This is a genomic window from Sulfolobus sp. A20, from assembly GCF_001719125.1.
Taxonomy (GTDB): domain Archaea; phylum Thermoproteota; class Thermoprotei_A; order Sulfolobales; family Sulfolobaceae; genus Saccharolobus.
Genome location: NZ_CP017006.1, coordinates 196,998 through 222,301, shown reverse-complemented (window position 1 = coordinate 222,301; position 25,304 = coordinate 196,998). Strand labels below are relative to the sequence as shown.

At 34.3% G+C, this 25,304-nt stretch carries 33 protein-coding genes; 19 read left to right on the top strand and 14 right to left on the bottom strand.

Annotated features, from left to right (window positions below):
* Positions 1-78: 78 nt before the first annotated feature.
* Positions 79-1,344, bottom strand: coding sequence for a DUF402 domain-containing protein (locus tag BFU36_RS01065; protein WP_069281533.1), 1,266 nt, complete (start codon positions 1,342-1,344; stop codon positions 79-81).
* Positions 1,328-3,892, bottom strand: a complete 2,565-nt coding sequence (gene acnA, locus BFU36_RS01060) for an aconitate hydratase AcnA (RefSeq protein WP_069281531.1) — start codon at positions 3,890-3,892, stop codon at positions 1,328-1,330. The genes BFU36_RS01065 and acnA overlap by 17 nt, the downstream gene beginning before the upstream one ends.
* 246 nt (positions 3,893-4,138) lie before the next feature.
* Between acnA and BFU36_RS01055 the strand changes: the two genes are divergently transcribed.
* Together BFU36_RS01055 and BFU36_RS01050 are read left to right on the top strand one after the other, a co-directional pair.
* The gene (locus BFU36_RS01055) at positions 4,139-4,843 is read left to right on the top strand and encodes a hypothetical protein (protein ID WP_069284517.1); all 705 of its coding nucleotides are present in this window, start codon (positions 4,139-4,141) and stop codon (positions 4,841-4,843) included.
* A gap of 312 nt (positions 4,844-5,155) precedes the next feature.
* Entirely contained in the window at positions 5,156-5,620 is a 465-nt protein-coding gene (locus tag BFU36_RS01050) for a DUF2258 domain-containing protein (protein WP_069281529.1), read from the top strand.
* On the opposite strand, the gene BFU36_RS01045 is transcribed toward BFU36_RS01050, so the two are convergent.
* Entirely contained in the window at positions 5,621-5,917 is a 297-nt protein-coding gene (locus BFU36_RS01045) for a hypothetical protein (RefSeq protein ID WP_069281527.1), read from the bottom strand. It abuts the gene before it with no gap.
* Between the two features lie 52 nt (positions 5,918-5,969).
* Between BFU36_RS01045 and BFU36_RS01040 the strand changes: the two genes are divergently transcribed.
* Positions 5,970-6,293, top strand: coding sequence for a hypothetical protein (locus tag BFU36_RS01040; protein ID WP_069281525.1), 324 nt, complete (start codon positions 5,970-5,972; stop codon positions 6,291-6,293).
* Between the two features lie 64 nt (positions 6,294-6,357).
* On the opposite strand, the gene BFU36_RS01035 is transcribed toward BFU36_RS01040, so the two are convergent.
* Positions 6,358-6,741 carry a helix-turn-helix domain-containing protein gene (locus BFU36_RS01035; protein WP_069284516.1) on the bottom strand — a complete coding sequence of 128 codons (384 nt, stop codon included), beginning with the start codon at positions 6,739-6,741 and terminating at the stop codon, positions 6,358-6,360.
* Between the two features lie 192 nt (positions 6,742-6,933).
* Here BFU36_RS01035 and BFU36_RS01030 point away from each other — a divergent pair, with 192 nt between their 5' ends.
* The gene (locus tag BFU36_RS01030; RefSeq protein WP_069281523.1) at positions 6,934-8,070 is read left to right on the top strand and encodes an MFS transporter; all 1,137 of its coding nucleotides are present in this window, start codon (positions 6,934-6,936) and stop codon (positions 8,068-8,070) included.
* On the opposite strand, the gene BFU36_RS01025 is transcribed toward BFU36_RS01030, so the two are convergent.
* Positions 8,060-8,386, bottom strand: coding sequence for a hypothetical protein (locus BFU36_RS01025; RefSeq protein WP_069281521.1), 327 nt, complete (start codon positions 8,384-8,386; stop codon positions 8,060-8,062). The two genes, BFU36_RS01030 and BFU36_RS01025, sit on opposite strands and share 11 nt — an antisense overlap.
* Positions 8,376-8,798, bottom strand: coding sequence for a glycine cleavage system protein H (locus BFU36_RS01020; protein WP_069281519.1), 423 nt, complete (start codon positions 8,796-8,798; stop codon positions 8,376-8,378). The genes BFU36_RS01025 and BFU36_RS01020 overlap by 11 nt, the downstream gene beginning before the upstream one ends.
* Before the next feature lie 54 nt (positions 8,799-8,852).
* Between BFU36_RS01020 and BFU36_RS01015 the strand changes: the two genes are divergently transcribed.
* The 3 genes from BFU36_RS01015 to lrs14 all read left to right on the top strand — a co-directional run bounded on the left by BFU36_RS01015 (position 8,853) and on the right by lrs14 (position 10,217).
* Positions 8,853-9,350 (top strand): hypothetical protein, encoded by a 498-nt coding sequence (locus tag BFU36_RS01015; protein ID WP_069281518.1) that lies wholly within the window; start codon positions 8,853-8,855, stop codon positions 9,348-9,350.
* Between the two features lie 65 nt (positions 9,351-9,415).
* The gene (locus tag BFU36_RS01010) at positions 9,416-9,766 is read left to right on the top strand and encodes a hypothetical protein (protein WP_069281517.1); all 351 of its coding nucleotides are present in this window, start codon (positions 9,416-9,418) and stop codon (positions 9,764-9,766) included.
* A 76-nt stretch (positions 9,767-9,842) separates the two neighbouring features.
* The gene (lrs14, locus tag BFU36_RS01005; protein ID WP_069281516.1) at positions 9,843-10,217 is read left to right on the top strand and encodes an HTH-type transcriptional regulator Lrs14; all 375 of its coding nucleotides are present in this window, start codon (positions 9,843-9,845) and stop codon (positions 10,215-10,217) included.
* 11 nt (positions 10,218-10,228) lie between these two features.
* Here lrs14 and BFU36_RS14025 read toward each other — a convergent pair whose 3' ends face one another.
* Positions 10,229-10,393 (bottom strand): hypothetical protein, encoded by a 165-nt coding sequence (locus BFU36_RS14025; protein WP_185957805.1) that lies wholly within the window; start codon positions 10,391-10,393, stop codon positions 10,229-10,231.
* A gap of 50 nt (positions 10,394-10,443) precedes the next feature.
* On the opposite strand from BFU36_RS14025, the gene BFU36_RS01000 reads away from it, so the two are divergent.
* A complete protein-coding gene (locus BFU36_RS01000) occupies positions 10,444-10,713 on the top strand; it encodes a sulfurtransferase TusA family protein (RefSeq protein ID WP_069281514.1) in 270 nt (89 codons plus the stop codon).
* Here the strand turns inward: BFU36_RS01000 and BFU36_RS00995 are convergent.
* Both BFU36_RS00995 and BFU36_RS00990 read right to left on the bottom strand, forming a co-directional pair.
* Positions 10,696-11,064 (bottom strand): helix-turn-helix domain-containing protein, encoded by a 369-nt coding sequence (locus BFU36_RS00995; protein WP_069281513.1) that lies wholly within the window; start codon positions 11,062-11,064, stop codon positions 10,696-10,698. The genes BFU36_RS01000 and BFU36_RS00995 overlap by 18 nt on opposite strands.
* Before the next feature lie 71 nt (positions 11,065-11,135).
* Positions 11,136-11,573, bottom strand: a complete 438-nt coding sequence (locus BFU36_RS00990; protein WP_069281511.1) for a CoA-binding protein — start codon at positions 11,571-11,573, stop codon at positions 11,136-11,138.
* A gap of 108 nt (positions 11,574-11,681) precedes the next feature.
* On the opposite strand from BFU36_RS00990, the gene BFU36_RS00985 reads away from it, so the two are divergent.
* From BFU36_RS00985 to BFU36_RS00965, 5 genes are read left to right on the top strand one after another with little or no spacing between them, the layout of a single operon-like run.
* Positions 11,682-12,716, top strand: a complete 1,035-nt coding sequence (locus tag BFU36_RS00985) for a biotin/lipoate A/B protein ligase family protein (protein ID WP_069281509.1) — start codon at positions 11,682-11,684, stop codon at positions 12,714-12,716.
* Positions 12,713-13,618 (top strand): radical SAM protein, encoded by a 906-nt coding sequence (locus BFU36_RS00980; protein WP_069281507.1) that lies wholly within the window; start codon positions 12,713-12,715, stop codon positions 13,616-13,618. Before BFU36_RS00985 ends, BFU36_RS00980 begins: the two co-directional genes overlap by 4 nt.
* Complete coding sequence (locus BFU36_RS00975) at positions 13,615-14,670, top strand: radical SAM protein (protein WP_069281506.1); 1,056 nt, start codon at positions 13,615-13,617, stop codon at positions 14,668-14,670. Before BFU36_RS00980 ends, BFU36_RS00975 begins: the two co-directional genes overlap by 4 nt.
* Positions 14,671-14,708: 38 nt before the next feature.
* Entirely contained in the window at positions 14,709-15,548 is an 840-nt protein-coding gene (locus BFU36_RS00970; protein WP_069284514.1) for a hypothetical protein, read from the top strand.
* A complete protein-coding gene (locus BFU36_RS00965; protein WP_231961205.1) occupies positions 15,499-16,515 on the top strand; it encodes a histone deacetylase family protein in 1,017 nt (338 codons plus the stop codon). The genes BFU36_RS00970 and BFU36_RS00965 overlap by 50 nt, the downstream gene beginning before the upstream one ends.
* On the opposite strand, the gene BFU36_RS00960 is transcribed toward BFU36_RS00965, so the two are convergent.
* Positions 16,480-17,736, bottom strand: a complete 1,257-nt coding sequence (locus tag BFU36_RS00960; RefSeq protein ID WP_069281504.1) for a DUF1641 domain-containing protein — start codon at positions 17,734-17,736, stop codon at positions 16,480-16,482. The two genes, BFU36_RS00965 and BFU36_RS00960, sit on opposite strands and share 36 nt — an antisense overlap.
* Positions 17,737-17,783: 47 nt before the next feature.
* On the opposite strand from BFU36_RS00960, the gene BFU36_RS00955 reads away from it, so the two are divergent.
* Positions 17,784-18,119 carry a hypothetical protein gene (locus tag BFU36_RS00955; RefSeq protein ID WP_069284515.1) on the top strand — a complete coding sequence of 112 codons (336 nt, stop codon included), beginning with the start codon at positions 17,784-17,786 and terminating at the stop codon, positions 18,117-18,119.
* Here the strand turns inward: BFU36_RS00955 and BFU36_RS00950 are convergent.
* From BFU36_RS00950 to BFU36_RS00935, 4 genes are read right to left on the bottom strand one after another with little or no spacing between them, the layout of a single operon-like run.
* Entirely contained in the window at positions 18,091-18,636 is a 546-nt protein-coding gene (locus BFU36_RS00950; RefSeq protein WP_069281503.1) for a thioredoxin family protein, read from the bottom strand. The two genes, BFU36_RS00955 and BFU36_RS00950, sit on opposite strands and share 29 nt — an antisense overlap.
* Positions 18,633-19,001, bottom strand: coding sequence for a hypothetical protein (locus tag BFU36_RS00945; RefSeq protein WP_069281502.1), 369 nt, complete (start codon positions 18,999-19,001; stop codon positions 18,633-18,635). Before BFU36_RS00945 ends, BFU36_RS00950 begins: the two co-directional genes overlap by 4 nt.
* Positions 18,964-20,313 carry an NAD(P)/FAD-dependent oxidoreductase gene (locus BFU36_RS00940; protein WP_069281500.1) on the bottom strand — a complete coding sequence of 450 codons (1,350 nt, stop codon included), beginning with the start codon at positions 20,311-20,313 and terminating at the stop codon, positions 18,964-18,966. The genes BFU36_RS00945 and BFU36_RS00940 overlap by 38 nt, the downstream gene beginning before the upstream one ends.
* A 6-nt stretch (positions 20,314-20,319) precedes the next feature.
* The gene (locus BFU36_RS00935; protein WP_069281498.1) at positions 20,320-20,721 is read right to left on the bottom strand and encodes a DsrE family protein; all 402 of its coding nucleotides are present in this window, start codon (positions 20,719-20,721) and stop codon (positions 20,320-20,322) included.
* A 254-nt stretch (positions 20,722-20,975) separates the two neighbouring features.
* On the opposite strand from BFU36_RS00935, the gene BFU36_RS00930 reads away from it, so the two are divergent.
* The 5 genes from BFU36_RS00930 to BFU36_RS00910 all read left to right on the top strand — a co-directional run bounded on the left by BFU36_RS00930 (position 20,976) and on the right by BFU36_RS00910 (position 25,294).
* A complete protein-coding gene (locus tag BFU36_RS00930) occupies positions 20,976-21,407 on the top strand; it encodes a DsrE/DsrF/DrsH-like family protein (RefSeq protein ID WP_069281496.1) in 432 nt (143 codons plus the stop codon).
* A 12-nt stretch (positions 21,408-21,419) separates the two neighbouring features.
* Positions 21,420-21,662, top strand: coding sequence for a sulfurtransferase TusA family protein (locus BFU36_RS00925; RefSeq protein ID WP_156770046.1), 243 nt, complete (start codon positions 21,420-21,422; stop codon positions 21,660-21,662).
* A 65-nt stretch (positions 21,663-21,727) separates the two neighbouring features.
* A complete protein-coding gene (locus BFU36_RS00920) occupies positions 21,728-22,570 on the top strand; it encodes a 4Fe-4S dicluster domain-containing protein (RefSeq protein WP_069281494.1) in 843 nt (280 codons plus the stop codon).
* Positions 22,571-22,818: 248 nt separating this feature from the next.
* Entirely contained in the window at positions 22,819-24,135 is a 1,317-nt protein-coding gene (locus BFU36_RS00915) for a CoB--CoM heterodisulfide reductase iron-sulfur subunit B family protein (protein ID WP_156770045.1), read from the top strand.
* Positions 24,136-24,187: 52 nt separating this feature from the next.
* Positions 24,188-25,294 (top strand): CoB--CoM heterodisulfide reductase iron-sulfur subunit A family protein, encoded by a 1,107-nt coding sequence (locus tag BFU36_RS00910; protein ID WP_069281492.1) that lies wholly within the window; start codon positions 24,188-24,190, stop codon positions 25,292-25,294.
* Positions 25,295-25,304: the final 10 nt, after the last annotated feature.

Genomic DNA, 25,304 nt, shown 5'->3' with positions numbered 1-25,304 from the left:
TTAAATCTATTTTACTTACTAAATCCTAAAATTAAAAAATAGTCAACATTGGAAGTCTTTTTATACTCTTTAAAAACATTAAGTTAATTTATTTTCTTTAGCCATTTTAACTATATTGTTTAAAACTTCTTTAGCTTTAGACACTAATGAAGAGGGCATGAATTTGCTCTTTTTTTCTAGCTCATCCTCATCCAATACGATTATCTCAGAACCCTTAATCACAACATCAATCTCCAGATCTAGATACCTTATTTTTCCTCTAAGTAACTCGGGTGGAGTAGAGATGTTTACATATGTTCCAATTAATTTATTTTCACTATTAAAATATCGATGTATTTGATACCACTTCTCAGAGTCATATTCAACTATATCATAAGTTCCCTTTGTGATTTTCTCGTTAATACCATCAAGTACTCCACCTTCTTTGAGATCTCGTTTAAGCTTTATTACGTACTCATTTTCTCCAATGTTTTTCTCTAGGACTCTACCTCCAGTTAGATATAACACTTTCCCATCAGCCTTTATATGCTCAATGTTTAAGAACTCACTAACTAATCCATCCAATAGTTTTGCTAAACTACCACCATTTTCCTCTACGATATCAACTTCTTTTCCATAGCTTAGTTTTAACATGTGATGAAATTTAACAGTATTTACTATCCTTTTCCTTACATCGTCTAGATATAATTTATCTGTCAAAGAAATATTTACAATATAAAATTCTTCACCTTGATTTCCGAAATTTTCTGAGTTGTATCTCAGTAATAAGTTGTCTAAATCATTTTTCAATTCAGCTAAGTTTGCAAATCTAGCATTGCTCCTCCACTTCACGTTATATCCTTTTTTATTAAGGTTTTTACTTAGCTGTAAAAGTCTAATCCTATCCTCGTCTTCTCTTATGTGCTCAGAAAACACTGTATAACCTTTTCCTCTCCATAACATTGCATACTTACTAACTACCTTTGGTTCACTTAATCCAATCTTATTATCTCCGTACGGGACTTTCACGACCAAACCTTTATTGATACAAGGTTCGACCTTAAATTCCAAGTAAGTGCAGTCTTCTTTTGGTTCTATGACAGAATACAATTTTACTGGACTCCTCCATATGAACGAATTCTTGAAAACATTAGCTATATCCTCATAGATATCGTCATCACTCATAATGATTAGCGTTCCTTTATCCTCTCCATCTTTAATCGTTATATCAGCTGGTTCTTCTCTTATCTCTTGCATGAACCTTTCAGCTATTTCAAAAGATTGTTGCACTACGGAAAAAAGTGATGAAAAAATTTCTGTAAGTGCAGTAGAGTAAATTCCTCTTATTCTAACTCTTTTCATCATGTTCTAAAAATCTTTTGAGCACATAATTTAATATTCCTCCTTCCTTTACATAAGATAATTCAGCGTTATTATCAACTCTCACTAAACCTTTTATAGCAATTTTTTCTCCATTATCTCTTATAAATTCAATAGTGACTTCCTTCTTCGGAGTTAGATCTTTTAATCCGTATATATTTACAGTCTCATCTCCCTTTATTCCAAGCTTTCTCCAATCTTGAATCTCAATTGGTATAACTCCCATAGAAACTAGATTACTTCTGTGTATTCTCTCAAAGCTCTCCGCTAATACTGCTTTAACGCCTAAAAGCTTAGTAACCTTTGCAGCCCAATCTCTTGAACTCCCGCTTCCATATTGTTTACCTGCTACAATTACCAGTGGTACTCCCTCTTTCTTATATTGCATTGCTGCCTCATATACACTCATTACTTTACCTTCAGGTAAATGCTTTGTATAACCTCCTTCTTTATCTACTAATAGGTTCTTAAGCTTTGGGTTAAAGAACCCTCCTCTTAGCATTACCTCATGATTTCCCCTTCTAGCACCATAGGTGTTTAACTCAGAAGCCCCTAATGATTTAAGGTATTGTCCAGCTGGAGAATCTGGCGTTATAGGACCTGCTGGTGAAATGTGGTCTGTAGTTACTTTATCTCCTAGAAGGAGAAGAATCCTAGCGTTAATCACATCATTCAATTCTTCTTCCTTTTCAGCGAACCATGGTGGTAATCTAATATATGTTGATTTCTCATCCCAATTATAAACATCTCCTTGTGGAGCCTTTAGTGAGTTCCATAACTCATTTCCTTCAAATATGTTAGATCTTTTCTTATAAATTTCTGGGTTTAAGGCTAAATTCATGTAAGTCTTAATTTCCTTCATAGTTGGCCAAATATCCCTTAAATAAACTGGTTTGCCATTTGGATCATAGCCTATTGGCTCGTTATAGAAGTCAATATCAATTCTTCCAGCTAAAGCATAAGCAACTACTAGGATTGGTGAGGCTAGGAAAGTTCCTTTTAATAGTGGATTTATTCTCCCTTCAAAGTTTCTATTCCCGCTGATCACTGAATAAGCCTCTATTCCATTGTTTTTGATATCGTCTTCAATGTGCTTAGGTAATGGTCCAGCGTTTCCTATGCAAGTAGTACATCCAAATCCTACAATGTGAAAGCCTAAAGCCTCTAAGTATGGTAACAATCCAGTCTCCTTTAAATATTCTGCAACAATCGGAGAGCCTGGGGCAGTACTTGTCTTTACGTACGAAGGAACTCTTAACCCAAGCTCTACAGCCTTTTTAGCTAAGATTCCAGCTCCTAACATGACAGTAGGATTTGAAGTATTTGTACAGCTCGTTATAGCGGCTAATACTACATTATTGTCTTCTATGAACCTACCTTTCTTCTTTTCTTTAACTTTCAACTTGTTAGGAGCATCTTTCAATGCTATTCTCTCATCTGGGTTTCTCGGTCCTGCTATTGAAGGTTCAATTTTACTTAAATCTACTTCAACAACATCAGAATATCTAACTTTTAACATGTTATTGTAAAATAATCCTTGTAATTCGGCATATGTTTTAACGAAATCACCATCTCTATTAGTTAATTTTAGATACTTTATGGTTTCATCATCTATGGGGAAGTAAGCTGCAGTAGCTCCGTACTCTGGAGCCATGTTTGCTATTGTTGCTCTATCAGGTACTGATAGAAGTGATAATGATGGTCCAAAGAACTCTACAAACTTATTTACAACATTCTTCTTTCTAAGTAATTCCGTAATATACAATACGACGTCTGTCGGAGTAACTCCTTCTTGAATCTCACCAGTTAATCTCACTCCGATTACTTCTGGTACGTTCATGTAATATGGCTCGCCTAGGAGAACAGATTCTGCTTCTAATCCTCCTACTCCCCAACCTAAGATTCCTAAACCCTCTATCATAGTAGTGTGAGAATCTGTTCCTATAATTACCTCTGGATATGCCGTTAAAACGCCTTTGACCTCAGACTTAGTGACTACCGTACTTAGATACTCTAAATTCACTTGATGGATTATACCTTTTCCAGGTGGGACAATTCTTAAATTTCTAAAAGAGCCTTGTGCCCACTTTAGAAATTGATATCTTTCATAGTTTCTCTCGAATTCTTTCTTCATGTTAAAATCTAATGAATAAATCGTTCCAAAGTAGTCCACTTGGATTGAGTGATCTATAACTAAGTCAGCAGGTATTACGGGATTTATAATCTTTGGATCTTTTCCTATTTTTCTGACTATATCCCTCATAGCTGCTAAATCAACTAACAAGGGAACTCCAGTGTAATCTTGCATCACAACTCTAGTAGGCATAAAGGCGAATTCTTTTCCTACTTTCCAATTAGCTATTGCATCTAAATCTTCTTGAGTTATCTTGTTTCCGTCTAGATTTCTGTAAACGTTCTCTATTAATATTCTTATTGAATAAGGTAGATCGCTAATCTTATATCCTTTTTCCTCCAATTCTTTTAGAGGATAGTAGTATAATTCAGTATTCTTATATAAAAACTTACTTGGCATGTTTTAATATTTATCTTCCGCTTTAAAAAACCTAATCTACGAGATGCTTATGAAACTTCTGAAAACAAACATTATTCCAGTATTTTTAATAGATTTTAAAAATTTTTGACTAGCGATATACTGACTTCCTTCCTGTCATAAATGGTAAAGATTTCTTATTCTGTAAAGCTTCTCCTCTTAGTTTAAGTTTTAAACCATCTGATGCTTAGCAGTAATTATAATAATTTTCCGTCTAAGGAGATTTTTGTGAGTGAATTATTAGAAATTTGTAAGAAGGTTAAGGTTCTAGCATTCTTCGGCTCTTATACTAGGGAAGAGGATTTTGTCGAAGGAATATCTGATATTAATATTTTGGCTCTTTCAAACGATAAAAGCGTTTTAGTCGAGTTAGCTAGTTTCGGATATTCTCCTATAGTATTATCTGAGTACAATTTCAAGCGAATATGCGAAGAAGGAGACCCAATATGTTATTATGCTCTTTACGACTCAAATGTTATATGTGGAGAGTTTCCATTTAATATAAGATTTAATCTTTCAAAGTTCACTTGTGAAAGGATAAGAAAGGCAATTCTTCCCTTCTTGTCTCTGTCGATAACAGCTTTTATACGTCGAGACGAGATTTCTACGGTGGAAAACTCATTTAGAGCATTAAGGAATTTAGTTCAGTGGAAATCTTGTGAGTCAAATGGCAATATACCAATTAAAATAGAGGAAATTAAGGAAACATGCACAAGACTTTCCATCAACATATGCAATGAACTTTCTGACATAGTACTCATTAGAAAACTTAAATCGCCCTTATCATTATGGAGTTTAGACAAAATAGTTGAGGGAATATGTAACGAACTGGGTATTAGTTGTGTTAAGCCGTCTAAACTGCTGCAGGAGAATAAGAATATCAAAAAAGTTGATATAAATGAAGATGGATCAGTTACAGTAACATCGTCTTAAGGTTATAATGAATATTTAAGGCAAAATACACATGATGTTTTAAAAGCTCTCTTAGTTTGGATAATTATTAAAAACTCTATTCTTAAAGTTTTATCATTGTCGATGTTATTAGGGATATAGTCTAAATTTTACGTGAATTCCCATGAGAAATTATTTAAAACTTGATAAAAGAGGGCAAGCCTTTTTAACGCGTGGAGGAACTGAGTATCCATCACATTTATCTCAATGGCTCTCTTTCTGAATGGCATGTTTTTGAAAACGTAAAGAATATGTGAAAGGTTTATATTTCTAATTACTATAAATAGTAAATGTATGACAGAAGATTTTAATCGTGATATTGAGAGAGCGGAAGAATATGAACATACTCAGAGCAGGATTTCAGCTTTAGGTAAAAACAAGTTTGAATTAAGTACCGGGCTAATTATAGCTGCGAGATATGCTGATAAGTTAAGAAGAGTTGCTTTAGTAGCATTCAGTAGAGTAGCTCCGAAAGATGTTATTGTTAGGGATGTAAGTGAGTTAAATAAACAATTATATCATAAAATCGTTGAAGAAATGAGGCTAGGTAAGCTCGACGTTATTAGAATACTGGTTGATGCTGAATACGACGAACAAGCTAATAAACTCACTTTTACTAACGTAAGGATTACAAGATATATTCCAGAGGAGGAGTGTGAAAAAAGGTATAAAGGAATAGTTCAAGAGAACGAGATGCTAAAAAAGGAGATTGACGAATTAAGGCAAAAACTTCAAGATATTATTAATATTCTAAAGTAGTCATCCTTTTATTATACCTATTACGAAGCCAATTATGAATACTAGTGAATCGTAGGGAATTATTCCTTTCAATGCGTTTGCCTTTGATAAGATAGATGGCAATTGGCTACTTACGCTATGTAGGAATGTAACAATTTGGTTTGGTGTTATGTATCCAACAGCTAAGAGGATAAGTACTATTGCTAGTAGTATAAGACCTACTGCTATAACTTTTCTTACTAGAAGACCTATTAGTAGTCCTAATAGAAATGCTACAACTAGAGATACAATCCCACTTGTAGTGATAACTGGTAGCACAGAACAATATAGGAAATCAGATTTATAAGCTTATACGAATTCATCTTTTACCATGAAAGTCGTGAAATATCATTTGAAGGCAAAAGTTGAGAGAACTGGTAAAGATACTATAACAATAGAAAGGAACTTCAGAGAATTAATTAATGCGAGGAAATTTATTGATGAATTAGTTAAAGAAGCTGACGTTAAATGTACACCTTTAAATAGGTCAGAGAATTTGATCACGAAGCAATGTGAGGGAAATGGCGTCAAATATTTCTTTGAAATAGGTGTAGAGAGGATTAAGAAGCCAAAGAAAGAAACTAAAAAAGAGGAGAAAAAGCAGACTGAAGAGAAGTCAGAAGAGAAAACGGAAAATCAGAATACTCAACAGTAAACGTCATAAAAGGTACATATTTAATTTAAAGAAGTTCAATAAAGGCGTTATTTTTAGAAAAATTTTAAATTACTATTTCTAATGCTGCAGTCTTCTGCAAGGTTTGTTTCATCGCACCGGCTAATTTTTCTAGATCTGATTCTAGTTTTCTGTATAATCTTTCCTTTTCTACCCAATAGATGTAGTTTGGTCTGCCTTTCTTTTCCTCTTTATCACTAATAGCTTTCTCTCTCTCAATTAATCCCTTGTCTAATAAATTATTTAGTGCTTTGCTTATCGAAGCTTTTGTTACATTTAATTTCTCAGCCAGCTCATCAGTTGTCATTTTGCCATTAGCTAATAACACGTGTAGAACTTCTATGTCGCTCTTGGAGAGTCCATACATGAAAGCTATAAAGTCGTCTACCTCTACTTCTCTCCCATCAGGGAACCTGACTTTTTCCGCCATTTTTGTTTCCACCATCTATAGATTTAACTTAGTTGCTTAAAAAAGCCATATATATTCACATATACATTTACACACAAATATGTACAAATGTTATTCATATATTAATTTATAATTAGTAAAAATTCAATTCATCTTACCTCTTCCTCACTATGTATAGTTATCTATTTTTGTTTAAATGTTATATCTAAGATTATGAAAGGTAAGACAATCATACTCTTATCATCTACATCTTTCTTTTTATCATACTTTTCTAGAGTCTCTTGGTCAATAATTGCACCGCTCTCTCCGTTCAAATCCTCACTAATTTCGAATAGCATAATTTTTGCCCTATTCTTCACGGGATATATTCTAGCTCAATTACCGGCTGGAATACTGTCAGACTATTTATCAGCTAAGTCGCTGATAGTCCTCTCCTTAGTTGGAATTACAATAACATCTGTAGTCTCAGCTTATTATGTCTCTCTTATGATTGAATATATAACAAGTTTCTTCATGGGTTTTTCCTCAGGATGGATTTATCCAATAACGATCAAAATTTTGAGCAATACCTTTTCCGGTAAAGATTTGCCTCTTGCTATGAGCATATATAGTCTGGCATGGCCTACATCGATTGTAGCATCTGGCATTATAATCACTTTCTTAGCTTTAAGATTTAGTTGGGGAACCCCTTTTTACTTTATAGCTATATTATCGATTACTCTGGCTATCCTATCAGCATTCTTTTTGCCTTCTATAAAAGTCCACTCGCAAAGAATAGAGATTAAAACGCTAATATCTAATAAGAGTATAATTTTTATCGCAATAGGTGGATTTTTATTCTTCCTCTCATATTGGATTCTTGTATTATATCTTTACAAGTATTTGTTAGATGTTATAAGAAACGCTTATCTGTCAGGATTAGTATACTCATTTACGGCATTAGCAGGAATTTTATCTACTATTTTATCTGGATACTTAATAAATAAAATAGGTCTTAAGAAGACAGTAGTATTTTCTATCATATTTTATAGCTTCTCTATAGTAATGATTTCTATAACGTTTAACATAATTTACCTTGGATTGATTGCCATATGTATAGGATTCTTCAGGTTCATGATAACACCAGCTAACTCTACTATATTAGCTTTGGAAGGGGGTAAGGAGAAGTCAGGTAGTGTAACCGGTATATCAAACTTATTTTGGCAATCAAGCGGAATATTGGCTTCTTTAGTGTCTCCATTATTTATTGAAATATTCTCTTATACATATCTGTGGATTTTTGTTGGTTTGATATCATTAATCTCCCTAGTGTTTTACTCATCATTAAAAAATAATTGGTCTAGGGATTAAAAGTGTCATTATCCAAGCTCATCCTCTCTACTTCTGCATATGCTAACGTATCTAAAATTCTTCTCATGTAAGATTTCACAAAATAGTAGACTTTATATCGTCTAAACAATTCCTCCTCTCTCTTTATCACCTCTTGTAAATACTCCTCAGGCTTATAATGAAGTATTGTAAATACTTGCCCATCTACTTCTATCTCCTTAGGCAATTCAACATCTGACACTAGTAATAGGCAGTTTTCCCTTATGCCTGCGAGATATATGTGAAATCTATCAAATTTATCTAATGCTTTAAGTAACTTATCTTTATCATCTGGCAATTCTCTTAGCCTCTTCTTCGAACTGTTTGTATGCTTCATTTATTGTTTTGAACTTGTTTTTAACCGTAGATACATCATCTACCTTTACTTTAACTATCCAATTATCATAAGGGCTTTGGTTAAGTAATGAGGGATCCTTTATTACCTTATCATTAACGTCAAGTACTTCTCCTTCTATTGGCAATCTAATTTTCCCTACCCATTTAGCGCTTTCCAAGGAAAATATTATAGTTCTGCTACTAATCTTTTCGCCTTTATTCTTCACAGTTACTTGAAATATCTTTCCCGCCATATATTGACCTAGATCCGTTATACCTATACTTATAACATTATCGTTCTCGATCCTAATCCAGACGTGCTTCTCTGTATCGTATAATAGATCATCTGGGAAATTGAAACCTAGAACCTTCATAATTATTTTTAAATATATTTAAGCTTATAAACTTTATTTAATCAAACTTTATTAATGGTAAATCTAGCTATTTGGTTGGACGGTGTTATTTTAGACATAGATTTAACAGATCATCTATACAATCAGTATAAAGGTATGAGCTTATCGACCTTGCCAGTTTCTTATAGCGTAAATAAGGATTGGTCAGAGGTTAATAAGTATTTGTCAATTTATGATATGGCTATTCTTTCCCCCTATGATAAGTTTACTACAGAAGATGTTATATCTCGTATCCGTTTAGAACCTAAGTATGTGATTTATAATCAAGGAAAAACTAAGCCATCCCCTGAACCATATAAATTATTATTTAGTCTAACGAAATGGGATCCCTTAGATGTTGTTACTATCTGCTCTTCTCCATTAGATCTGTTATCGGCTAGATTTTATGATTCTAGAATTAAAATAGTATGCGTGAAGAGAAATAGGGATTGTTCGAAATATTCACCTTTTATTTATTCTGAAGATTTATTGAAGGCTTATTTTTCGCTTAAAAGGTTAAAGATCTTGCAGTAATAATTGTTTAATAAATTTAGAAATGACACAATTAAGTTTTTATTTTCGTAAACATATGTTTTGTTATGTCAATTGAGAATGAAGCTAAGAAAATTGCTAGCACCTATGCTAGATGGTTAAGAAATCCTCAAGATGCTCTATTTGGAAAGGAAGGTAAAGGTGTGGTATTAAAGATGTATGAGAGGCTAAAACAAGCTAAAAGTAAAGAAGAAATTAGGAAAATTTTAGATTTAAACCAATATGAGATGGAGAAGTCTACTTACAATGATATGAGTAGATTTATAAGTGATCTAATTAATAAAATCCAGCAGTTAGATGACGAGAACAGTATTAAGTTTGTTATAGAAGTCTTTAGATATTTTCAAATAGCTTTAGCTACTAAAATAGATGATATAAATAAAGGTGTATGGGGTTAGTTTTGCAAAAATCACGTTAACTTTTTTTGCTAAAATAAGGAAAGATTTATATATACGTTTTTACTGATATATTCATATGCAAGTAGAGAATATAAGAGTAAGACTTCCATCTGGGAAGGAAGTAGGATTAGTAGATGCATTAAGTTTTTGCTATGATATCTCAGATACAGACTTCCAAGTTCTAAAGACTTTACTAAACAGTGGTGCAAAGACTGAAGATCAGCTAGCAGAAATGCTCCATTTAAGCAAAGCATCCATAAACAGATCAGTAAATAAACTTGTGTCACTGGGCTTCGTGGAGAGAGTGAAGGATTCTTCATCTAAGGGTGGAAGACCTAGGTATATTTATAAGCCGATGGATCCCGATAAGATATCTGAAAAAATCTCTAGTGACTTCAAATACTGTGCTGATATATTCTCGTCCGTAATACCGCAGGAATTAAAGAAATAAGATGTTTTTAATTATTTTTCACTTTTACAATTATATACAAATCTATCTGGCTCTTTCATGAAGGCTAGCATACATATTTCCGTATCAAAATAATACGTGATCTTATTATACTCTTGTTTATATGGTGTGCACTCAGCCTCAAATAATCTATTACAAACTGGGCAGATAACTTTCATTGTAGTTAAGAAATAAATTTTTATATTTATAACGTTTAACTCTACTTATCATGGTCGAAGAACTAGACCTAACTTCATTAGAATGTCCCGAACCCTTTATGAAGGTAGTTGCAAAGTTAATGAAAATGGATAGTGGAGAGCTAAAAATAAGATATAAGGATCCAAAATGCAGGGAAATGATTCTAGAGGCGATGAAGTTGATGAATTGCCAAGTACTAGAAGATAAGCAAGCTAATGGTATATTTTCGATGCATATTAAAAAGGAAAAATCGTCAATGGATAAGCCCAATAAAAAAGTGGAACTAACCGGAAGCTGTTGATAAGATTCTTGTGGCACAGTTTTTAAGATCTTGTTTTATTTTGTTCCTTACGTCTTGTATGACGCTATAAACATATTTTGGTCTTCCTATTCTTTTAGTATCATCAGCAATCTTGGTTCTAACAACTAATCCTAACTCAATCAACTTCTTTAGACTATTCTCGATTGTAGTTTTACTCAACTTCATTAATGAAGCAAATTCTTCAGCGGATATTGGTTTATTTATCTCAATTAGTTTAAATAAGCAATCTACGTCAGTATCTGATATCTTATAGCAACACCTTACTATTTCTTTACTGTCTGGAGATCCTATTATAATTTCTTTTTCCTCTTCTTGTGTATCTATGCTCATCAAATTATATTTTTATTTTCTACTATTAAAACTTTAACTATTATTTAACGATGATTCTGGAGGAGGATTATTTATACTCTCTGTATTTTTTTCATATATTCCTTGTACATACATCTATCTTGAATGACTATTAACCCCATTTTTCTAGCCTTTTCAGCACTCTCATCATGTCTTATCCCTTCCTGCATCCAGATAACTTTTACATCTCCTACTCTCTTCACCCTTTCTAAAATTTGATCAACAATTTTTGGTATTTCACTAGAAGGTCTAAAGATTTCTACTACCTCGACCTTATCTGGTACGTCAAGGATCGATGGATAAGATTTCTTACCTAAGATCTCATTAGTTGAAGGATTTACTGGTATTACATTATAACCATGTTCCATTAAAAATTTTGGAACTTGAAAAGCTGGTTTAGATGGATCTTTTGAGAACCCTATGGTTGCTATATTTTTATATTTAAGGAGAATTTCCTTAATTAACTCCTCTTCATTAACATTTGATGACATATTTTATTATACTATCTCGTGGCTTTAAATCTATTTTTTAACGCCTAAACACATTTGAATGTTTTTTAAAGATAAGTTTTTATATTAAGTTAATTAAAACTAACCTAAATGAAAGAATTTAGGTTTCTAATTGAGAGAAATAGCCAAGCTTATATATTAGCTGGAGAAGAAGCTCTATTAACTTCACTCTCTATTCATGAAAAACCCATTTTAAGATTTGTTATATTTGATCCCCCTGCGGTGCTAATAGGCTATCATCAAGCGGTAGAGCAGGAGGTGAATTTGGAAGAAGTAAAGAAGAGGGGATGGGAAGTAGGGAGAAGACCCACTGGTGGGGGAGCTATAGTAATGGGACCATGGCAATTAGGCTGGGAAATCTATGCTGAAAAGTCAATTTTAGGAGAAACCCCAGATGTTGCCATGAGAAGATGTGCAGACGGTGTAATAAGGACTTTAGATAAGCTTAAAATTAAGGCAAATTTCAGACCTAAAAATGACGTAGAAATAAATGGTAAAAAGGTATCCGGAATAGGTGCTTTTTCAGAAGGGAAATACATTGCAGTAACTGGGACTATTCTATTAGATTTTGATGTTGACGCAATGGTATCAGTCTTGAGATTAACATCAGAGAAATTAAAGGATAAATTAGCCAAAGACTTTAAGGATAGAATTACATGGATAAATAGAGAATTAAATTCAAAAATCGATATGCAAGATCTAATTGCATATGCTAGAGAAGGCTTTTCCGAAGCCTTAGGTATAGAGTTAAGAGACTCTATCTATACGGAAGATGAAAAAGAGTTAATTGAGAAATTGGCAACAAAGTACTCTTCCCCAGAGTGGATATATAACTTAAGAAAACCTTTAGTAGGAGACGATATTAAATATGTAGAAAAGAAACTGCCAGGCGGATTAGTAAGAATTCAAGTCAAACTGGCTGGTGAAAAGCTAATAGAATCAGTATTAATTACAGGTGATTTCTTCATAGAGCCTAAAACTGCAATAAACGATTTAGAGGCTAGGCTTAAGTGGTCGAGGGTTGAAGATATAGAAGGAGAGGTAAATGAATGGTTCAAAAATGTTAATCTATTAGGAATTACTGCGAGAGACTTAATTGACTTGATTAAAGGTGCTTTGCAATGAGGCCACTTTTTCTATATGCTCCAAATCTGAAAAGATATGAGTCTGAGTATTTATCGTCTAGCAATGGTTGGAAAGCAATTTCCGTAACCGGAACTTATTGTGCTTTTAATTGTAAGCATTGCGGGAGAAGGGTATTAGAATCCATGATAGATGGTTCTAATTTATATAAGATAGAAGAGGAGTTATCGAAAGCAATAGCAAGAGGTGACAAGGGAATAATACTGTCGGGTGGTTCTACTTCGAGAGGAGATGTTCCCATATGGAAATATTCGAAATTATTAAGCAAATATTCAGATAGATTAACTATTATTGCTCATACTGGCGTTATAAAGAATGAAGAAATAGCACAAAAATTTAAAGAAAGTGGTGTGAAAATCGCACTACTTGATATGGTAGGCGATAATGAAACCATTAATAGTGTCTTAGGACAACCTTTTACAGTTGACGATTATTTAAACTCTTTCAGATATCTTAAAAAGGTTGGAATCAGAGTAGCCCCGCACGTAATAATAGGGTTAAGCAAGAAAGGTATAGAAGGTGATCTTGAAGCAATAAGGCTTCTTAAAGAGGTTAACCCAGATGCCTTAATAATTGTAGGACTAATGCCGTTAGTGGGCACGAAGATGGTAAACTCTAGACAGCCATCTCCAGATGACATGATAAGAGGACTTAAAGTAGCTAGAGACTTGTTCAATGATATTCCGATTAACTTAGGTTGTGCAAGGCCTAGAGGAAAACATTACTTAGATGTAGAAAAATTTGCTGTTGATTATGATATTGATGGGATAGCTTTTCCAGAAGATGAAACTTTCGAATACGCAAGAAACAAGAGAAAGGTTTTTTTGAGTCATGCGTGTTGTGGTAATGTAATTTTAGACTTAATGGAGGTGATCAACTCATGAGTCTTCGTCTGGTCTCAAGTCCAGATTGGGTAAGATTAAGTTTTGGAGCAGATATGGTATTAGGCTTTTCACCCGGTGTCTTCTTAAAGGGAGCACTAAACACTACTATAAACTTACTACAATATTATCCTGATGGTTGCAAGGCTAATTGCTTATATTGTGGCCAAGCCAGAGAAGTAGCTAACGGACCGGAATGTAAAACATTAATTAGAGTGGAATGGCCGTTAAGGCCATTAAATCAAGTTATACAAAGAATAAAGGAAAGACAAGGAAATCCAGATTACGGTTTACAAAGGATATGTGTAGGACAATTAGCTCATCCTAGAGCTTCTCCTGATGCTATTGAAATAACTAAGAGAATAAGAGAAGCTGGAATAGAATTACAAATATCAGAATTAGTAACGGCAACCTACACTTTTAAACATCACATGATAGAAATGAGGAAGTATGGAGCTGATATGATAGACGTTGCAATTGACGCTGCTAGTAAAAGAGTATTTGATGAGTTAAGAGGGAAGAAGGCTAGGAGTATGCATTCTTGGGAACGTTATTTAAAAGCTATTGATGAAGCTGTAGAAGTGTTCGGCAAGAAAAACGCTGGGATCCATTTAATAATAGGCTTAGGAGAGACAGAAAGGGAAGCGGTGGAATTGATGTGGTACGCTCATGAAAGAGGGGCTAAAATATCGCTATTTGCATTTTATCCAGAGTCTGGAACACCAATGGAAAAGAAGAGACCAGTACCAGTTAGTGTGTACAGAAGAATGCAAATAGCGAGGTGGCTAATAGAAAATGATTTAGTAACTATCGATTCATTTAAATTCAACGAAAAAGGAGAAGTAATAGACATTGATTTACCTAAAGACTTAACCCTTGACGAAATAGCTCCAGCCTTCATGACTAGTGGTTGCCCAGGATGTAATAGACCATATTCGAATGAGAGACCTGGTAAGGTTCTGAAGAACATACCATGGTACCCTAATAGACAACAAGTTATAAGTTCAATCAAAGCATCTAAATTAGATACTTTAGTTAAGATATTAATTAAATAAAAAGGATTTTTGTTAGATTTTTTATGGGGAAGTATTTAATGTTTATATGCAATAAATCCCTTATTAGTTACTTCACGAGTGGATTTCCCTCTCATGTTAGGGTAAAGGCAATAGATATATCATCACCAGATTTCAAAACCTTTTACTCACCGATTAGTGGAGAGATTGTTGATATAATCAAGTTTGAAATAGGTAGACCTAATAAGTTTTCTAAGATAAACTATGACTATCTCACGTTGATTCATGATGACAAAGGTAGAAAGATAAAAATATTGCACGTTTTACCATATTTCCAAAAAGGTGATTACGTTAAAGAGGGAGATAAGTTTGGGGAATTCCTAGAGACTCCTTATACCGGTGGAGATTTTCCTCATGCTCACGTTGAGGGTTTAACGATCCGATTTCCTAAGATTAAGAGATACAGAGAATCAAAAGTAGGCATTGTAAAATACAAGACAAAGGATTTCTTCGATATAATAATAAAGGACTTCTCTGAAGCAGGTAATCTAAGGGGATTAGGTTGTTGTAATGGTCTTTTGAACGCCAGTATACCTTACGCTTGTTACGGAGGTATAATAGGAGGCTATAAGGAACCGGTAAATCTATACGGCATATCATTAGGAAGGATAGTCATGAAGAGGAAAACCTATGCCCTCTTCGAGGGCAGAAATGGTATTTTGCGAAACTGGGAAAAGGAGGCTTCATTCAAGGTGTTAGCAAATAAACCTATTTGCGGATTCGCCTTTATGGAAATAGTTCTCTCATATGGCGGATGCCCTATGATCAGATTCTTTTTTAATAACAATGAGATAAAGGAAGGTGAAGAAATTGAGCTATCAACCCTTATTAGGAATCATTTGGGATCAAAGATTTACTGAAATATCGTTTTCTCATCCGATGATAAGGGATTTATCGAAAGCGAGGATTAGAGAATTCATAAAGATAGCTAAGGAAAAGCTCTCATTCATCCAAATTAAGCCAGAAAAGGCTAAGATAGAAGATTTACTTACTGTTCATACTAAGGAGTATGTGGATAAACTTCAAGAGGCTAGCAAGATCCCTTATTTGGGATTCTTAGATGATGGGGATACTGTACATTATCCGGGGATCTTTGATGATATATTACTAGTTCTGGGCTCTTCCCTCACAGCGATAAAGTATTCTTCATACCTGGATCGCATCTATATTCCCTTAGGAGGCTTTCATCACGCGTTACCAAATAAGGCAATGGGCTTTTGCCCTATAAATGACGTAGCTATTACAGCATTGAAGCTTTATGAAAAAGGAGAGAGAGTAGCTATTGTTGATGTTGATGCCCATCATGGAAATGGATTGCAACAAATTTTATATGATAAGCCCATTCTCAAGATAAACATTTTTGCATACGATGGTCATTTCTTCCCCGGAACCGGCAAGATGGATGAAATAGGTGAGCGAGAAGGAAGGTATTATAACATTAATATACCTTTACCTCTGGGTTCTGGGGACGATGTTTTTGAAGCATCTCTAGAAATACTAGATTTATTAGAAAGCTTTGATCCAACATATATAATTGCGGTGGTTGGAGTTGATGGTCATAGGGATGATCAGTTAAAGTCGCTTAATCTTACTACTAATTCATATAATCTTTTAGGATTAAAGTTGAGGAGGTTCAAGAAAAAGATTATTGCATATGGCGGAGGAGGATATGGTCAGATGTCTGCATTAAGTATGGTTAATTTTTTAGAAGGCTTAATGGGCAAAATTGTCTCCTATGAAGAGCCAACATCGAGCAAAAAAGAGATTTTATTTGACATTAAAAATAAGATCTCAAGATTTAAAGGTCTTTCCTACTTGTTTAGCTAGCTCTAGCATTAATCCTATTGCGTATCCAGTATCTTTATCACTTCCAGCTCTAAGTAAGCTTAGAGTTCCCACTGGTCTAACATTTGGTATCTGATTAATCCATTCCTTAAAGGCTTGCGAGAACTTTTCAGTTACTAGTATCATACCATTAATGAACTGTGGATCAGCAAATATATCTAGTAATTTAATTAATCTATCCATCATTCCAGTTTTCTGTAACTCAGCGAATTTACTCATCAATGTTATTAATGAATCTATGTCTAGTTGGGATAGCGTCTTCACAGTTTTCTCATCTGTTAACTTCTTAAGTATTGGTATACTTGCCTCAACAGCACTTAGCGTCGTAGCTATATCAAACTGTTGAATGATTTTAATTGCTTTATCACTAGTTAGCTGTTTCATCATAGGTGTTAACGCTTCAATTGCGTTAAACATTGCATCCCAATCCATACTCTGTAGGATGTTCAGAGTTCTCTCGCTTGTTAGTTTTTCTACTATTGGCCATATTGCTTGTATTTTTGGTAGTTGGTCCATTCCGAACGATATTATTGCATTTATTAGGTCAGCCTTCTGGACAGCATCTAAAAGTGAAATGCCTTGTTCCATGAGACCCATTAGCATGTCAATTTGCCCTTTACTATACATGTCGTTCATCATATTTGCTATTTTATTTAGACTTGGGCCCATTTTCGATAATAATTCAATTAAAGAGTCAATGTCTAGGCTTTCTATAGCCTTCACAGTTTTTTCATTAGCTAACTTCGAAAGAACTGGTACTAACCTAGAAGTACTATCAATAAGTGAGTCAATATCCAATTGATCTAAAATCTTTAAGGCTTTTTCACTCGTTAACTTTTTCATTACTGGCATGGTTTTTTCTAGTGTCATTAACATAGAATCAATGTCAAATTGTGAGAGCAATTCCATAGACTTCTCGCTTGTTAGTTTTTCTACTATTGGCCATATTGCTTGTATTTTTGGTAGTTGGTCCATTCCGAACGATATTATTGCATTTATTAGGTCAGCCTTCTGGACAGCATCTATTATTGAAATAGTTTGATCAAATAAGGACATCATCATATCGACTTGTCCTTTTCTATCCATTTCCACAAATTTATCAGTAACTTTTTCTATTACTGGTAATGCGTCCAATAATTTACTAAGCCTACTTAAATTTTCAGGTTTTAAGAGTTCCTCAATAGGATCTTTTGTTAAACTCATTCAGTACTACCCTAGATTATTTAATATCTGGAACTTATATATTTAATATGTTTGCAGTTATCTCTCCTAGCTCATTCGAGAAATTAAAGGATATTATAAAGGTAGCTAAGAACTACAAACTAATAATTACGACATTAGGAGTTTCATTTGCGATAAAGAACAATATAGACATAGATTATGCTTTAGATAATGGTGTTACAGTTAGAGCGTTTTCTCACAAACCTCCCAAGGTAGATGATTTGCCTTCCTATGAGTCAGAGGCTATAATGGTAGCATTAGAGTTAAACGCCATACTAATAGCAAATGATAGATTAGTTATAGAAAAAGCTAAAGAATTAGGAGTTAAGGCAATTACTATTGATGAGCTTTCAATATCATCTTAAGTATCATTAGCGTAGGAAACGTTCCAGGAATTTCTACTTTATCGTTATAAATTATCTTAGGTACACTTAATACCCTATACTTTTCTTTAACATCTTCATATTCAGTTACATCATATATTTCCAAGTTAATGTTTTCATTAACTTGAGCAACTTGATAGAGAAATTCTGCAGTAATTGGACATTTAGTACAATCTGGAGTGACAAATAGTTTTAAGTTTCCCCTTATCTGCTTTGCTAACTCTAACTCCTTTTCTTCTAAGTGAATTACATCGTTAGAAAGTCTGACAAGCGCATTAAGGAAAGGCCAAAGTTCGTTAACAATAGGCAGTCCATGATAGGTAAATATTGTTCTACTATCCTTAACTACCTTTACCACTGGTTTTTCACAGTTGTTAAGTTTTTCGATATTTAGAAAACTTTTCATATTATCGAACAAATCATCTCCCTTACATTGAAGAATCTTTACATTAGGTTTTATTGCAGAAGAGTATTGTTTAATAATGTAATCGTAACTCATAAGAAATACCTCAAACTTTCTATTCCCTCTAATGACTTAATAATTCCGCTTTCTAAATCTTGTCTATTTCCATATTTTTTGATAACATATACTATAGACCCCTTTAGTTCATATTCTAAAGGTGATCCTAATCCTTGAGCAATTCGTGAGGCTCTAGCGTATTTGATTCCCATGCTCACTAAATCATCTAAACTTTCTTTCCCAGTAGGTAGGGGTATAGGTAATAGAACAGTATTGCCATTAGCTATGTAAAATTCGTAGTCATCCATTACAACCTTTTCCATCTCGTTATGCTTGGTTAACGAAAAACCCTTCTTCTTTAAGTAGTCATTTAAGCTCATCCTTACTCTTATATCTATCCACATCCAAATCAAAAAAGCTCTTCGCTGAATTAGTTATTGCCTCTGAGAAAGAGGGATGAATAAACGGAAGCAAAGCCAATTTTTCCACACTTAGTTTTAAATTCACAGCAATAGTGAGGATATTAATTAACTCCTCTGCATTTTTTCCTACAACCTCTCCAAAAACTATCTCATCCCTATCATTAACACCGATTTTAACGTAGCCCTCTCTTAATCCTCCAATTATAGCCCTCGTTGTAGCATTGAACGGGAACGTCTCAAATTTCCTTGCTTCCCTCACATCTCCCACTACACCGACTTGGGGATCAGTATAAACGACCTGTGGTATTTTAAAATTGAATTGGTCTATCACGCTCATCAGTCTATTATCTCCTAATATGTGTAATGAGGCAATTATTGCATCTAACATTGCAGAGTGTGCAGTCTTATTAGTTTTATCTACCACGTCTCCTATTGCGTAAACGTTTTCTAAAGCTCTTCTAAACTTATCAGTTTTAATACCATTGGGAGAAATGTTTAATCCTAACTTTTCAATTCCTATTGGAAAATTTGGCTTCCTGCCAGTGGCATATATTACTACTTCTCCATTTATCTCTCTATTATCATTTATTATAACTTTTTTATTTTCAATTTTTTTGATAAAAGTATTTTCTATAATTTCTATCCCATCAAATTCCAATGACTCTCTAATCACCTTTCTAGCGTCCTCTGGGACACATCTAAGAATTGAACTCCTTGTTACTAGAGTCACATTAGATCCTAGTCTTACAAAGAATTGAGAGATCTCTACACCTGCAAATCCTCCGCCTATTACTATCATAGAGTTAGGTACATAATTTAGGTTTACAGCTTCATCTTCATTGATAGCATTATTGACTCCTTCTAAATCTGGTGGACTAGGAGATGACCCACTTGCTATAATTAATTTTTTAAATCTTATTATCTTACTATCCACTTCTATTTCATTTGGTGAGATAACTTTAGCCTCTCCAAATAGAGTATCTCCTCCTGAGTCTTCAATTAATTTTTTACCAGCATTGGATAAGTATTCTACTATCTCATTCCTCCTAAAAAATAAGTTTTCATTAAGCTCTGCACTTATGTTTAATCCTAAATAAAAACCTAGCTCTCTCAATCTATTTAATAAAAAAGTTACATCGTAAAGAAAAATGCTTGGCACACAACCATAGTTTACACATACTCCACCGAACTTATTCTTCTCTACTACTAGTACTTTTTTTCTACTTCTAGCTAATACACTCCCTGCCACATAGCCAGCGGTTCCTCCGCCCACTATCACAGCATCATATTCCATGCTTGATCAGAAGAACAATGTTCTATCAGCATCCATTGTTAAATCTATTAACGTAGATCCTCCTACTAATTCAATTCCATCTACAACATCATCTTCCTTCATGTGGCACATATCCTTAAGACTTTGAATGCATACATACATTTTAACTCCGTTATCCTTAGCCATGTCGAAGAAGTGTATAAATGGATTGTTACCTTTCTTTCTCTCTTCTTCTTGCCATTTCTTGTCTAATAGCTTTGGTCCCTTTATCATGAAGAAGACTGACGTTTCATATTCCATTGAAGCAGCAATAGATGCCATAAATAATGGTGCATACGTTCTATCAAGATCTTCGGGTCCATGAGTAACTACAATTAATACTTTTTTCTTCTGTTCCTGCTCTTGACTTTGAGTCTGTGCTTGTTCCATACTTCCCACTCAACTATAATTTAAAATGAACTTACTTAAATTTTTTATTTATCAAATGTTAAAGGTATGCGGTAAAACGGAGACACAGATAGCCCCAAGGTGAAAAGGAGGTCAGTTCACACATAACGAAAAGTAATAAAGTGTGTGAGTTAATTCTAACATAATATATTTATTAAAATGTGAAATATTTGAAATATATGAAAAGCGAAAAGCTTAATAACTTAAAAATGAAAAAGTTAAAAAGGGGATTTTAGGTGGCAGAAGAAAAGAAGAAAAAACTATCCATAATAGTATTCTCCGGTACTATAGATAAACTGATGCCAGTAGGGATATTAACCTCAGGTGCAGCTGCTTCTGGGTACGAGGTAAACTTATTTTTCACGTTCTGGGGGTTACAAGCAATATCAAAGAGAAGTTTAACAAGTCAAACTCCTCCTCCAATAGATAAGAATTACGAACAGATGGGTCCAATGATGATGAAGAGAATGCAAGAAATGAAGTATCCAATGTGGCACCAGTTAGTTCAACAAGCTAAAGAAGTAGGAGAGGTCAAAGTATTTGCTTGCTCCACGACTATGGAATTCTTCGGAATAAAAAGGGAAGATCTAGCGGAGTTTGTAGATGACGTAGTTGGTGTAGCTACCTTCTTAGACAGAGCAGAAGGCGGAATAACTTTATTCATTTAACAGGGGTGTTTCTTGGTGTCAGAGCTTAGGATTTCTAAGACTTTGGATGTTAGGGGTATGTATTGCCCTGGTCCCGTTTTGGAGACTGCTAAGGCTATTAAGCAGATTAATGTTGGTGAGGTTTTGGAGGTTTTAGCTACTGACCCTGCTGCTAAGCCAGATATTGAGGCTTGGGCTAGGAGGACTGGTAATCAGATATTGGATATTAAGCAAGATAATGGTGTAACTAGAATATTAATTAAAAGAGTGAAGTAAGTTACGTTTCTTTTTTATTAATAAAATTTATAAGTTTCTGGGCTTAATCTTATACTGTGGGATGGATGGCTACTAAAACTTTATTACCAGCTCTCCCGGACGATCCCAGATTTTTAGATATGGCTTATGAAGTTCAAGAATCATTGCCGGAAGAGGATAGGAACTTAATAAGTAACTTAAAACCTGAGGAAAGGGATTTAGCAAAGAAATTCTGGGAAGCAGTAAAAAGTGATTTTAGATATAATGAATATCTTAGAGGATGTTTGAATTGTGGTGTGTGTACTTCTGGTTGTCCTGCTGCCAAGTTCTATGATTTTGGTCCCAGAGAAATGATTCAATACATGATGAGGGACGCTGTTGATAAGATTTGGGAATTTGTGAATAAAAAAGTGTGGGCTTGTGTCCAGTGTTATACTTGTTCTATGAGGTGTCCATTCAATAACGAAATAGCCGGGTTAATAATGCTACTTAGAGAATATGCAGTAAAATTTGGGTTAGAATCAGCAAAGCAGATCTTGGCTCCCTATAGAAGGGTATTATTAACAGTAATAACTATGGGTAATCAAGTTACCCCTGATATGATACAGCCTGACGCTTTTCCTGATTGGGGACCTCAAGCCGTTGAGGAATCTAAGAACATGGATGTTTATAGAAAAGCAGTTCCAGTTGATTTATTGCAAAGGACTGATATAGGTTGGCACGCATCACTACAGACCGCTGTTGAGATGATGACAATTTTTGTAGAAGCTGGGGTCTTAGACTCGATTAAGAATGTTGATAAGGATTTATATGATATGATTATGGATATATATGAAGAAAGAAAGCAGCAGCTAGAAGAAATTAAGGAGAAGTGGGAGAAAGGAGAACTCAATGAAGACGAATTACCAGATAGTTGGTTAGACCTATAAAGAGAATTAAAACGACTTTTCTTTATAACTTTTTCAAACATGTAAAGACTTTTCTTATTCCTTATTCTTTATAACTTTTTTCAAAGATATAAACTGTATAATATTACTATGAAAGGGTTGGTTACATCTGTAACTAACGTTAATTCCCCAAATTTCAATATTTAGTTAATTATTTGTACTCATTACCATAAAGAAGTTTTAAAATAAAGCTTATAAATCTAAAAAACTATTATTAATCGGGTGTAATTGTGAGTCAACAAGAAGAAAAACAATTACAAAAGTCTATTGAAGAGGCTTTTCCAATGGCTGATACAGTAAATTGGGACGAAGTTTATCAAAGGATAATTTATAAGTATAGTACACCTCATAGTTTAGAGCATGTTAAAGAAGAATTATATAAGCTAGAAGATAAGGGTGAAATAATTGTCCATCATATAAAGCCTTACAACAACCCCGTGGAATATCAGACATTGAATGGTCAACCAAAGAAGATTCCAACTACTAAGCTATGGCATCATAAGAGTTGTGGGCAATGTGGTCATATACCAGGGTATCCTACTTCAGTGTTTTGGGTAATGAATAAATTGGAAATTGATTACCTAGACGAGCCCCATCAGACTTCATGTACGGGTTGGAATTATCACGCCTCTGGAGCTTCTAATCCAGTTGCCCTAGCTGGAGTATACGTAAGAAACATGTGGAGAGCTTATGAAACAGATTACTTCCCGTTAATACATTGTGGTACGTCTTTTGGACACTATAAAGAAGTTAGAAACATGATAATTTTACACAAGGAAATAAGGGATAAACTAAGACCTATAATGAGAAAACTTGATATGGATATAGTTATTCCAGAAGAGGTTGTACACTATAGTGAATGGTTATACGTTATGAGTAAGAAAGCAGCCCAACAGAAGAAATATGACTTAAGTAACATAAAAGCCGCTGTTCACACACCTTGTCACGTATATAAGCTAGTACCAGAGGATACTATTTATGATCCAGAAGTCTTTCAAGGAAGAAGACCAGCTGCACCATCTGGAACTGTACAAAACTTCGGAGCTAAGTTAGTAGATTATTCCACGTGGTGGGATTGCTGTGGATTCGGATTTAGACATATATTAACAGAAAGAGAGTTTAGTAGAAGTTTCGCGTTATTCAAAAAAGTAATTCCTGCTGTGGAAGAAGGTAATGCTGACGTATTCGTGACCTCTGACACTGGATGTGTAACCACGTTAGATAAGAGCCAGTGGGCAGGAAAAGCTCATGGGTTTAACTATAATTTACCAGTGTTAGCAGATGCACAGTTCGCAGCTTTAGCTATGGGAGCTGATCCCTATGTAATTGCTCAGATTCATTGGCACGCTACAGACGTGGAAGGGTTCTTAAGGAAGATTGGCGTTCCAGTAGATGATTATAAAGAGAAATTCATTCAGTATTTACAAGATCTAAGAGAAGGTAAGGCCGAACCACAATACTTATATCCCAAGCATAGGAAAATTGACTTTTATCTATCGCTGCCAGATAGAGTTAAATGGTATAAGAAGGAACAAGTTGGAAAATAAATTTAAAATAAAGTTTTTTAAATCTTAACTAATAAGTATAAAAGGTGATTAAATGGTTAATAAATCCATCCTAGTTATAGGGGCGGGACCAGCAGGATTATCTGCTACCAAAGAACTTGCTAGAATGGGGGTAAATGTTACAGTAGTTGAGAGAGAAGCTTTCTTAGGAGGTACTCCTAAAAGGTTAAAATATAGCTTACTATTCCCAGAATTAAGACCGGCATCTGAAGTAATAGATCCTCTTGTTAAAACAGTAGAGGAAAACGGTAATGTCAAAGTTTATAAGGAAAGCATAGTTGAAAACGTTAAAACAGTTCAAGATGGCTTCGAAGTTGGTATAAAAGATAAGAGTGGAAAATTAACCACTGAAAAGTTTAACGCAATTATAGCAGCTTCAGGTTTTGAGCACTTTGATTCTAGGAGAAAATACGAGTATGGATACGGCATTATACCCAACATTTATCAGATTTCTGACATAGAAGGTATGCTTCATGACAATAAGTTAGTCACTACTAAGGGAACTCCTCCAAAGAGAGTTGCGATATTATTATGTGTAGGTTCAAGAGATGCTACAGTTGGAAACACTTACTGTTCAAGAGTATGTTGTGCTGTGTCAATCAAGCAGGCTATGGAAATAAAGCAGAGGATACCAGACGCTGTTGTACATATCTATTACATGGATATAAGGACTTATGGATTAATGGAAGACAAATTATACTGGAAGGCTCAGTTAGATTACAGAGTAGGATTCATTAGGGGTAGGATATCCGAGTTCATGAGAGGACCTAACGATACTGTTATAATCAAGGGAGAAGACACTATGAACCTTAATAGGGCATTAGTAGTTCCTTATGATATGGTAATATTGGCTAACGGTATGGAATTAGGATTAGGATCAAAACAAGTGGCTAAAGTATTAGGCTTAGAACTAGAAGAACATGGTTTCGTAAAGCCATTAGATCCAGACAGCTTACCAGTACAATCAGCTAGGAGAGGAGTATTCTTAGCAGGGGCAATAACAGGACCTAAGACAATCTCTGACTCAATAACTGAGGGATATGCTGCAGCTATGAAAGCTTATGAATATGTAACTAGTGGGATATGGGAAGATTCTGACTATTATAAGAAGACTGCAGAAGCCAAGGTGGTTCACCATTAACATTTTTTTA